Raw genomic sequence first — 12,105 nt, 5'->3', positions numbered from 1 at the left:
GCCGTCCGTTACTTGCCGCCCCGCGCTTCCAGCACCACCTCGTAGGTGCTGGCGAGGTCCTGCATCCGCAGCAGCTCCTGCTGCTTGATGGAGACGTCGAAGTGCCGCTCCAGCTGGGCGAGCAGCTCGATCGCCCGCATCGAGTCGGAGTCGAGGTCGTCCTGGAAGTGGGCGGTCCAGGAGACCTCCTCGACCTCGACCTCCAGGACGTCCGCCACGATGTCGCGGATCTTGTCGCGCAGGTCCGTGTCGATCGCTGTGCTGGTCATGGTGTTTCCCTCCTGTGTCCGGCCGACCGGCCGGTCACTGTCCGTCGAGCAACTGGTTGACGACTGCGCAGATCTGCGCCGCGGGTTCGGGCAGGTGCATTCCGTGGTGTGTGCAGTCGATGTCGAACTCCCGGATCCCGCCCATGACGTAGGGCTTCCACTGGGGCGCGTAGGACGCCCAGGAGTTGTGGGCCGCGCGGAAGAAGACCACGTCGCCGTCGTAGACGGGCGCGTCGAACTTCCCCATCAGGGCCATGTGTTCGATCTGGATCCTGGTCATGGTCTCGAAGAGCGAGTCGTACTCCTCCGTTCCGGCCAGGTGTCCGACGTAGAGCCGGAACATGGCCCGGATCTGGTCCTCGTCCGCGTCGGCGGTCCCGGCGGTCTCCGCGAAGAAGTCGCTGGGCGCGCAGTCGAGCAGGGCGAGCAGCGCCACCTCGTGGCCGCGGTGGCGCAGTTCGGCGGCCATGGCGTGGGCGAGGGTGCCGCCGAACGACAGGCCGAGCAGGTGGTACGGCCCCTCGGGCTGCACCGCCAGCAGCTCCGTCAGGTAGTCGTCGACCATCTCCTCGATCGATGCGGGCAGCGGCGAGGTGCCGTCCAGCCCACGTGCCTGGATGCCGTACACCGGCCGGCTGTCCGCCACCCGGCCGGCGTAGCCGAGGTAGCACCAGGACAGGCCCCCGCCCGGGTGGATCCACCACAGCGGCTTCTCCTCACCGCCGGTGCGCAGCGGCAGGACCACGGCGAAGGGATCGGCGGACTGACTGGTGCCGGTGTCACCGGCCAGCCGGACCGCGAGTTCCGCGACCGTGGGCGCCTCGAACAGGGTCCGCAGCGGCACCTCGACGCCGAGCAGCTCACGAACCCGGTTGGCCAGTCCGATGGCCCGCAGGGAGTGGCCGCCGAGGGCGAAGAACCCGTCGTCGATGCCGACCCGGTCCAGGCCGAGGGCCTCGGCGAACAGGGCACACAGGATCTCCTCCCGGGCGTCGCGCGGCGCCCGGAAGGTGGCGGCGGGCAGTTCCGGGGCCGGCAGTGCGGCCCGGTCCGGCTTGCCGTTGGCGGTCAGCGGCAGCGCGTCCAGGACCACGAAGGCCGACGGGACCAGGTAGCCGGGCAGCCGCTCGACGCTGTGCTCACGCAGCTCCGCCGGGTCGACGTCGCCGACCAGGTAGGCCACCAGCCGCTTGTCGCCGGCGGTGTCCTCCCGCACCAGCACCAGGGCCTGTCCTACTCCGGGGTGGGCGGCGAGGACGGACTCGACCTCGCCGGGCTCGATCCGGAAGCCGCGTACCTTGACCTGGGCGTCGGCGCGGCCGGCGTACTCCAGCAAGCCGTCGCCGGTCCACCGGGCGAGGTCGCCGGTGCGGTAGAGCCGGGTGCCGTCGCCGGCGAACGGGTCGGCGAGGAAGCGTTCGGCGGTCAGGCCGGGCCGGTTCAGGTAGCCGCGGGCCAGTCCGGCTCCGGCGAGGTAGAGCTCGCCGGTCACGCCGACCGGGACCGGGCTGAGCCGCTCGTCGAGGACGTAGGCCCGCATGTTGTCCAACGGCGTACCGATCGGAACGGCAACGGGCACCTCCTCACGCGTTCGCATGGCATGGCGGGTGGCGAAGGTCGTCGTCTCCGTCGGCCCGTACCCGTCCACGACCACCGTGCCCGGGCAGGCGGCAAGGACCCGCCGAACGGCCTCCGCGGCGACCGCGTCCCCACCGGCCCAGACCTCACGCACCCCGGCGAAGCAATCCGGACGATGCTCGGCGAGCAGGTGGAACAGACCCGCGGTCAGCCAGGCTCCGGTGATCCGCGCATCGCAGAACAACCCGGCCAAAGTGGCCAGATCAAGCTCCCCGGGCGGCGCGACCACGACAGTGCCGCCACCGAGCAGCGGAACCCACAGCTCGTAGGTGGCCGCGTCGAAGGAGTGCGGCGAGTGCAAAAGCACCCGCTCGTGCGCACCGCCCTGCCAGGCCCGGTCCGACGCCAGCGCCACGACGTCCTTCTGCCGAACCGCGACGCCCTTCGGCTCCCCGGTGGAACCGGAGGTGTACATCACGTACGCCAACTGGTCCGGGTGCACCGAGACCTGCGGATCACTCTCCGGACACCCCTCGGCCCCGACCAGATCACCGTCGCTCAGCAGCACCACCGCACCCGCCTGCCGGCGGATCCACTCCAGCCGCTCCCCCGGCCACGCGGCATTCAACGGCACGTACACCCCGCCGGACTTGGCGACCGCCAGCAACGCCACCACCAACTCGACCGAACGCTCCATCAGCACCGCCACCGGCACCTCCGCCGACACACCCCGCCCGATCAGCCAGTGCGCCACCCGGTTCGACCACGCATCCAACTCCGCGTACGTCAGCACCCCTTCCTCACCCACCACGGCCACCGCGTCCGGCGTCACATCCGCCTGACGGCGGAACAACTCCGCGACCGCCCCCTCCGGCACACCCGTCGCGGTGTCGTTCCAGTCCACCAGGACCCGCCGCCGCTCCTGCACCGACAGCACCTCGACCTGCCCCAGACGCAACCGCGGCTCGGCGGCGACCTGCTGCAACACCCGGACGAACCGGTCGGCCAGCGCCGCGACCGTGGCACGGTCGAAGAGGTCGGTGGCGTACTCGATGCCGCCGCGCACCCCCCTGCCGTCGGCTCCGGACACCTCCATCACGTTGAAGAACAGGTCGAACTTCGCGGTGTCGGTCCAGGCGGCGTGCGGGGACACCCGCAGGCCGGGGAGTTCGAGGTCGGCGGCGGCGAAGTTCTGCCAGGCGAACATCACCTGGAACAGCGGGTGGTACGCGGTGGAGCGCTCGGGGTTGAGCAGTTCCACCAGCCGCTCGAAGGGCACGTCCTGGTTGTCGTACGCCGCCAGCGCCTTGCGGCGGGTACCGGCCAGCACCTGCTCGAAGGTGGGGTCGCCGGACAGGTCCAGGCGCAGCGCCCAGGTGTTGACGAAGAAGCCCACCAGGTCGACGAGGGCCTCGTCGGTGCGGCCGGCGATCGGCGAGCCGATGGTCAGGTCGTGGCCGGCGCCGAGCCGGGACAGCAGCACGGCCAGCGCCGACTGCAGCACCATCGACACGGTGGCGCCCCGGTCCCGGGCGATCCGCTCCAGCGCGGCCAGCAGCTCCGGTTCGAAGCCGAACTCGACGGTGTCACCCCGGTAGCCGGCCCGGGCGGGTCGCGGCCGGTCGGTCGGCAGGTTCAACGGCTGCGGTATGTCCGCGAGTTCTTCGGTCCAGTAGCGCTGCTGTGCCTCCAGCAGCGGGGTCGGGATGTGCTCGTCGCCGAGCAGCTCGCGCTGCCACAGCGTGTAGTCGGCGTACTGGACCGCCAGCTCCTCCCACCCGGGCGCCCGGCCCGCCCGGCGCGCGGTGTACGCGGCGGCCAGGTCGCGGGCCAGCGGCGCGACCGACTCGCCGTCCCCGGCGATGTGGTGCAGCACCAGGACCAGCAGGTGTTCGTCCTCCCCGGTCCGCAGCAGACGGACCCGCAGCGGGAGTTCGGCGAACAGGTCGAAGGGGTGCCCGGCCGCGGCGGTGAGTTCAGCCGGCACCTCGGCGGCGGCGACCTCCGCCACCGGGATCTCCGGGGCGGCCTCGTCGAGTGGCAGGATCCGCTGGTACGGCACCCCGTCCGGGTCCTCGGCGATCAGCGTGCGCAGCACCTCGTGCCGCCCCACCACGTCGCGCACGGCCCCCGCCAGCGCGTCGGTTTCCAGTGCGCCGGACAGCCGCAGCACCGACACCAGGTTGTAGGTCGCCGAGGGGCCCTCCAACCGGTGCAGGAACCACATCCGGCGCTGCGCGAAGGACAGCGGCAGGTACTCCGGGCGCTGCTCGGCCCGGCGCAGCCGGGTGCGGGCCCGGGAGCCGGAGCCGACGGCCTCGGTGAGCGCTGCGACGCTGGGCGCGTCGAACAGTGCGCGGATGGGCAGTTCGACGCCGAGGACCGCGCGGATCCGGCTGACCAGCCGGGTGGCGAGCAACGAGTGGCCGCCCAACTCGAAGAAGCCGTCGTCGATGCCGACCCGCTCCAGGCCGAGCACCTCCGCGAACAGCCCGCACAGCACCTCCTCCTGCGGGGTGCGCGGCGCCCGGTAGGAGCCGGCAGCGAACTCCGGCTCGGGCAGCGCCCGGCGGTCCACCTTGCCGTTCGGGGTGAGCGGCAGCGCGTCGAGCGCCACCACGGCCGAGGGGACCATGAACTCCGGCAGCCGTTCTCGGACGTAGCCGCGCAGGGAGGCCACCAGGGCGCCGGCGCCGCGGCCGGCCGCCGGGTCGTTGACCAGCGTCCGGTCGGCCCGCCGGGACGGGGTGTAGGTGCCGGCGAGGAGGCGGCCGGCAGTGGGCGGCGCGGGCAGCACCAGCACGTCCATCCGGTCCACCGCCTCGGGCGACCAGGTCGGCACCGCCTCCCAGCCGAGCCCGGCGGCCCAGTCCCACAGGTCCTGCGGGTCGAGCGGGGCGCCGGCGTCCGGGGCCTGCGGTTGCGGCGCCACCTCCAGGGCGCGGGCGGTGGCGGCCTCCCCGGTCAGGCGGGCGTTGGGGATGCCGGTGACCCGGAGGGCGGCCGGGTCGAGCGCACGGCCGCGCCGCTCCACGTCGTCGAGGCCGTCGACGTCCCGGCCCCAGACGAGGACGGGCAGCCCGGCGCCGTCCAGGGCCTGGACCGGCGCCTTGTGCAGGACGACCTCGTAGCGGTGGCGGGTCAGCTCGTTGTGCACCCGACCGGGCTTGAGCCGGATGTCGACCGCGCCGGCCGCGTGCTCCTCGGCCCAGCGGGCGAACCACTCGGGGTCGACGACCAGTTCGCGCTCCGCGCGGACGGCCTGCTCGACGGCGGCGCGCAGGCCCTCCGGCTCCGCGCCCGGCTGCTGGAGCCGCTGCACGGCGGCGTGCAGCAGGGGTAGCGAGCCCGCGTGGCGGACGTCGCCGACCACGATCCGACCGCCGGGGGCGAGCAGCTCCATGGCCTGCGCCAGGACCCGGTCCAGGTAGGCCGCGTCGGGGAAGTACTGGGCCACCGAGTTGACCACGACCGTGTCGAAGTAGCCGAGCGGCAGCCCGTCGGTGTCGTCGGCGGGCCGGCAGAGCAGCCGTACCCGGTCGCCGCAGCCGGCCTCGCCGACCTGGCCGCGCAACCGCTCGACGACCGACTCCGAGAAGTCGGTCGCCCAGTACTCGTCCACGGCCTCGACGAGGTGGGCGAGCAGCAGACCGGAGCCCACACCCAGTTCGAGCACCCGGCGCGGGGCGAAGGACAGGATGTGCTGTACCGCGGTGTCCCGCCAGGGCCGCATCTGCTCCAGCGGGATCGGTTCGCCGGTGTAGGCGGACTGCCACACCCCGAAGTCCTCGCCCCAGGCGGCCTCGGCCGCGTCGGCGTACGCCTGGTCGTAGACCTCCTGCCACTCGCGGACCTGGTCACGGGCGCCGGAGCCGGAGCGGTCCCGGGCGGGCACGACGTACGCGACCAGCCGCTGGTCGCCGGGCTGCTTCTCGCGGGCCACGACCACGGCGCGGGCGACGTCGGGGTGGCCGGCCAGTGCGGACTCGATCTCGCCGAGCTCGATCCGGAACCCGCGCACCTTGACCTGGAAGTCGACCCGCCCGAGGTACTCCAGCTGCCCCTGGCCGTTCCAGCGGGCCAGGTCCCCGGTGCGGTACATCCGACTGCCGGCCGGGCCGTACGGGGAGGCGGTGAACCGCTCGGCGGTCAGCGCGGACCGGCCCCGGTAGCCGCGTGCGAGGCCGTCGCCGGCCAGGTACAGCTCGCCCGGCACGCCGGGCGGCACCGGCCGAAGGCGGTCGTCGAGCACGTACACCCGGGTGTTGGCGATGGGCGCGCCGATCGGGGTGCCGCCGCCCTCGGTGAGCCGGGCCGCGGTGGACCAGATGGTCGTCTCGGTCGGCCCGTACAGGTTGGTGACCTCGGGGGCCAGGGCGCACAGCGAGTCGGCGAGGTCCGCCGGCAGCGCCTCACCTCCGACCAGTACCCGGACCCGGCGGACCCCCTCGGGGTCCTCGGCGACCAGCGTCTGCCACAGCGACGGGGTGGCCTGGACGGCGGTGACGCCGTGCCGGCGGATCAGCTCCGTGACGGCGGAGGGCCGGGAGACGGTCTCCTTGTCCGCGAGCAGCACCGCGGCGCCCGAGACCAGCGGCAGGTAGAGCTCCAGACCGGCGATGTCGAAGGAGACCGTGGTGACGGCGAGCAACCGGTCCTCGGCGGTCAACGGGAACCGCTCACGCATGGCGGCGAGGAAGTTGCCCAGGGCCGCATGCGGGATCACCACGCCCTTCGGCCGTCCGGTGGAGCCGGAGGTGTAGATGACGTACGCCGGGTGGGCCGGAGCGAGGGCGACCGCCGGGTCGGCGTCCGGGTACCGGGCGAAGTCGCCGGCCAGGTCCTCGTCCCGCAGCACCAGGACGGGTTCCGCGTCGTCGAGGACGTACTGGATGCGGGCGGCCGGGTAGTCGGGGTCGAGCGGGACGTACACCCCGCCGGCCTTCAGCACGGCGAGCAGGGCCACCACCAGGTCGGCGGACCGGTTCATCAGCACCGCCACCGGCGCCTCCGGGCGGACGCCCCGCTCGACCAGCCAGTGCGCCACCCGGTTGGCCCGGGCGTCCAGTTCCGCGTACGTCAGGACGACGTCCCCGCACAGCACGGCCGGGGCGCCAGGGGTCTCGGCAGCCCGGCGGGCGATTAGCCCGGGGACGGGGGTCGCGGGCACGTCGAGCACGGTCTCGTTGCGGGTGTCCAGCAGCATCCGCTCGGCGGCGGAGACCACGTCCACGTCGCCCACCGCGGTGCGCGGGTCGGCGACGACCTGCCGCAGCACCCGGACGAAGCGCTCGGTGATCGCCTCGACGGTGGACCGGTCGAACAGGTCGGCCGCGTACTCGACCACACCGATCGCGCCGTCCCCGTCGGGGGCCTCGGCCAGGTTGAAGAACAGGTCGAACTTGGCGGTGTCGGTGGAGACCGGCTCGGGCGTCATCCGCAGCCCCGGCAGCTCGAACTCGCCCCGGGTGAGGTTCTGCCAGGCGAACAGGACCTGGAACAGCGGGTGGTAGGCGGCGGAGCGCTCGGGGTTGAGCAGTTCCACCAGCCGCTCGAAGGGCACGTCCTGGTTGTCGTACGCCGCCAGCGCCTTGTCCCGGGCGAGCGCCAGCAGGTCCTCGAAGGAGGGGTCGCCGGACAGGTCCAGGCGCAGCACCCAGGTGTTGACGAAGAAGCCCACGAGGTCGGCGAGCGCCTCGTCGGTCCGGCCCGCGATCGGGGAGCCGATCGCGATGTCGTCCCCGGCACCGAGCCGGCGCAGCAGCACCGCCAGTCCGGCCTGGAGCACCATCGACACCGTGGCGCCCCGCTCCCGGGCCAACTGCTCCAGGCCGACGAGCAGTTCGGCCTCGAAGGTGAACTCGATGCTGCCTCCGCGGTGACCGGCCACGGCCGCCCGGGGTCGGTCGGTGGGCAGCCGAAGCGGCTGCGGCACGCCGTCCAGTTCCGCGTGCCAGTAGGCGGACTGGCCGGCGAGCAGGCTGTCCGGGTCCTCCTCGTCGCCGAGCAGCTCGCGCTGCCACAGCGTGTAGTCGGCGTACTGGACCGCCAGCTCCTCCCACCCGGGCGCCCGGCCCGCCCGGCGCGCCGTGTACGCGGCGGCCAGGTCACGGGCCAGCGGGGCGACCGACTCGCCGTCCCCGGCGATGTGGTGCAGCACCAGGACCAGTACGTGCTCGTCCTCGCCGCAGCGCAGCACCCGGGCCCGCAGCGGGAGTTCGGCGAACAGGTCGAAGCGGTGGTCGGCCGCCCCGGCGATCGCCGCCTGGACCTCCTCGGCCGCGACCTCCACCACCGGGATGTCCAGGACCGCCTGGTCCACCGGCAGGATCCGCTGGTACGGCGTGCCGTCCGCGTCCTCGGCCAGCAGGGTACGCAGTACCTCGTGCCGCCCCACCACGTCCTGCAGAGCGTCGGCGAGGGCGTCCGGGTCCAGCGCGCCGGACAACCGGAGCGCCGAGGCGATGTTGTAGGTCGCGGACGGGCCCTCCAGCCGGTGGATGAACCACATCCGACGCTGCGCGAAGGACAGCGGCAGGTGCTCCGGACGCTCGGCGGCGCGCACCAGCCGGGTGCGGGTGCGCCGCGCCTCGTCCAGCCCGGCCGCCAGGGTGGCGACCGTGGACGCCTCGAAGAGGGTGCGGATGGGCAGTTCGACGCCGAGGACCGCGCGGATCCGGCTGACCAGCCGGGTGGCGAGCAGCGAGTGCCCGCCCAACTCGAAGAAACCGTCGTCGATGCCGACCCGCTCCAGGCCGAGCACCTCCGCGAACAGCCCGCACAGCACCTCCTCCTGCGGGGTGCGCGGCGCCCGCTGCGAACCGGCTGCGAACTCCGGCTCGGGCAGCGCCCGGCGGTCGAGCTTGCCGTTCGGGTTCAGCGGCAGGGCGTCCAGGCGGACCAGCGCCGCCGGCACCATGTACTCGGGCAGCAACCCGGCCACGTGCGCGCGGACCGCCTCCGGCTCGGCCGCGCCGGTGGTGTACCCGACCAGCCGGCGGCCGCCCTCGGCGTCCGGGCGCACCACCACGGCGCTCTGCTCCACGCCCGGGCAGGAGGCCAGCGCGGACTCGACCTCGCCGAGCTCGATCCGGAACCCGCGCACCTTGACCTGGTCGTCGACACGTCCGGCGAACACCAGGTCGCCGTCGGCGTTCCAGCTGACCAGGTCGCCGGTGCGGTACATCCGCTCGCCGGCGCCGAACGGGCAGGCCACGAACCGGTCCGCGGTGAGGTCCGGGCGGTTCAGGTAGCCGCGGGCCAGTCCGGTGCCCGCGAGGTACAGCTCGCCGAGCGTGCCGGCCGGGACCGGGCGCAGCCGGGTGTCGAGCACGTACACCCGCGTGTTGGCCACCGGGCGGCCGATGGGCGCGGCATCCCCGGCCGGGCCCTGGTCGTCGGCGGTCCAGGCGGTCGCGTAGACCGTGGCCTCGGTGGGGCCGTAGATGTTGGAGAGCACCGCCTCGGGAGCGGCGCGACGCAGCTGGGCGAGGGTGTGCGCGGCCAGGCCCTCGCCGGCCAGCACGACATGCCCGACCGCTCCCAGGACGCGGGGGTCGCGGGCGATCGCCGCCATGGCGGACGGGACACCGCTGAGCAGTCCGCCCGGCGCGATCGCGGCCGGGTCGTCGGCCAGGGCCAGCAGGTCGGCGACGATCCGCACGGTGCCGCCGCAGGCGAGCGGCGCGAGCAGTTCGAAGACCGAGACGTCGAAGTTCAGCGAGGTGGCGGCAGTCACCCGGCTCAGTGCGGCGACGCCGAACCGGTCCACCGCCCAGGCCACCAGGTTCACCGCACCGCGGTGAGCGACGACCACGCCCTTGGGGCGGCCGGTCGAGCCCGAGGTGTAGATCACGTAGGCCGGATGGCCGGGCGCGAGCGCCACCTCGGGCCGGGTGTCCGGGTGGGCCGAGGCGTCGGGCAGTTCGGTCAGGGTGAGCGTCGGGCGGGCGTCCCGCTCGATGTACTCGATGCGCTCGGCCGGGTAGTCGGGGTCGATCGGCAGGTAGGCGCCGCCGGCCTTGAGGATGGCCAGCAGGGCCACGACGGCGTCCGTGGACCGGGGCAGGGCGACGCCTACCAGGGTCTCGGGACCGACGCCCCGCTCGACCAGCCAGTGCGCGATCCGGTTGGCCCTTCGGTCCAACTCGACATACGTGAGCAGGTTCTGACCATCAGTCACCGCCGGGGTGTCCGGGGTGCGGTCGGCCTGCGCCTCCACCAGGTCCACGAGCGTGCCGTCCGGCAGCGGGGCCGCCGTGGCGTTCCACTCGACCAGGACCCGCTGCTCCTCCTCGGGCGAGAGCACCTCGATCCGGCCGACCTGGATGCCCGGGTCGGCGAGGAGCTGCCGCAGGACCCGCAGGAAGCGGTCGGCCACGGCCTCGATCGCCGCGCCGTCGAACAGGTGTCGCTGGTACTCCAGGATCAGCCGCAGGTCCGGGTCGGCGGCGGCGATGACGGTCAGCGGGTAGTGGGTGCCGGTGGCCGGGGTCAGCCCGGTCACCGTGAGGCCGGACGCGGAGGTGGCCTCCGCGATGCCCGCCTGGTCGACGGGGTAGGACTCGAAGACGACCAGGGTGTCGAAGAGCGTGCTCAGGCCGGTCTCGTGCTGGATGTCGGCCAGCGGGTGGTGATGGTGGTCGAGCAGGGCCGCCTGCCGCTGCTGGAGTCCGGTCAGCAGGTCGGCGAGCGATCCGTCCGGTGCGCAACGGGCCCGCACCGGGAGGGTGTTGATGAACATCCCGGCCATCGTGTCCACCTCGGTGAGGTCGGCGGGCCGCCCGGAGACCGTGGCGCCGAACACGACGTCCTCGCGCCCGGTGAGGCGGGACAGCAGCACCGCCCATACGCCCTGGACGAGCGTGTTGACCGTGATGCCCAGCTCGGCGGCGCGCCGCACCACCGCCCGCGCGTCGTCCGGCGACAGCCGCACGTCGAGCTTGCCGACGGCCGACGCCTCCTGCCTCGCCCGACCGACCGCCTCGGGTGCCAGCAGGGTGGGCTCCTCGATGCCGTCCAGTTCGGCCGCCCAGGCGCGGGCGGACTCGGCGCGGTCGCGGGCGGACTGCCAGACCAGGAAGTCCCGGAACCGGCCGGCCGGCGGCAGTGCGGCGACGTCGCCCCCGGCGGCGTAGAGCCGCAGCAGGTCCTGCATCAGCACCGGCAGCGACCAGCCGTCCAGCAGGATGTGGTGGTGGGTGAAGACCAGCTCCGCGCGGTCCTCACCGGTCCGGACCAGCGTCATCCGCAGCAGCGGGGGCACGGCCGCGTCGAAGGTCGTGGCCAGGTCCTCGGCCAGCAGCTGCCGCAGCGCCTCCGCGCGCTCCTGCTCGCCCCGCTCGCGCAGGTCGACCTCGCGCCAGGGCAGGCGGGCGCCGTCCACCACGAGCTGGACGGGGGTGCCGTCGGCGGCGTCCACGAAGGCGGTCCGCAGGTTGGCGTGCCGCTCCAACAGCCCCTGACCGGCCGCCCGCAGGCGCTCGGCGTCGACCTGGCCGGCCAGGTGCAGGGTCAGCTGCACCTGGTAGGCGTCGAAGGCCGCATCGGCCATCCGGGCGTGGAAGAGCAGGCCGGACTGCAGCGGGGTCAGCGGCCAGGCATCCGCGAGGCCCGGGTAGTCGCGCTCCCACTGCTCGATCTCGCCTTGGCCGACGGCGACCAGCGGCAGGTCGGATGGCGTCAGGCCGCCAGCCTCCGGACCGGAGACGTGCTCGGCGATCCCGGTCAGCGCCCGGCACCACAGCTCGGCCAGCTCCGCCACCTCCTCGTGGTCGAGGAGTCCGGCCGGGAACCCGAAGGTCGCGCCCAGCCGAGGGGCACCGTCCGGGCCGTCGGTGACCAGGGCGTTGACCTCCAGGACGGACATGGCGGGCATGTCGGCGTCGAGCGGCGCGGCGAGCCCGGACGCGTCGGCGGCGGGGGTCCAGCCGAGGCCGCGCAGTTCCTCGGGCATGTCGGCCGTCGAGAACCGGCCCAGGTAGTTGAACCCGATCTGCCCAGTCGATCCGGCCGCCGCGAGGACCCCACCCGTCTCCGGGTTCAGATACCGCAGCAACCCGTACCCGACACCCTTGTCCGGCACCGCCAACAACCGCTCCTTGACAGCCTTGACCACCCGGCCCGCCGCAGCACCACCGCCAAGTGCCTGCTCGACGTCGGCACCACCGAGATCGAGCCGCACCGGGAACATGCTCGTGAACCAGCCCACCGTCCGCGACAGATCCGCCCCCGGCACCACCGCCTCCTCACGCCCGTG

The 12,105-nt window shown here is 73.7% G+C and carries 2 protein-coding genes; both read right to left on the bottom strand.

Annotation, left to right across the window (positions count from 1 at the left end):
* Positions 1–8: 8 nt before the first annotated feature.
* Complete coding sequence (locus tag ACIOJE_RS31635; protein ID WP_280677849.1) at positions 9–269, bottom strand: acyl carrier protein; 261 nt, start codon at positions 267–269, stop codon at positions 9–11.
* A 34-nt stretch (positions 270–303) separates the two neighbouring features.
* Entirely contained in the window at positions 304–12,084 is an 11,781-nt protein-coding gene (locus ACIOJE_RS31630) for an amino acid adenylation domain-containing protein (protein ID WP_400780927.1), read from the bottom strand.
* Positions 12,085–12,105: the final 21 nt, after the last annotated feature.

This window comes from Kitasatospora sp. NPDC087861, assembly GCF_044742585.1.
Lineage (GTDB): Bacteria > Actinomycetota > Actinomycetes > Streptomycetales > Streptomycetaceae > Kitasatospora.
This window is presented reverse-complemented; position numbering and strand designations above follow the sequence as displayed.

Bases quoted from the DNA above. Each gene is read 5' to 3' on its own strand.
- ACIOJE_RS31635 (WP_280677849.1), bottom strand. From the start codon at position 269: ATGACCAGCACAGCGATCGACACGGACCTGCGCGACAAGATCCGCGAC.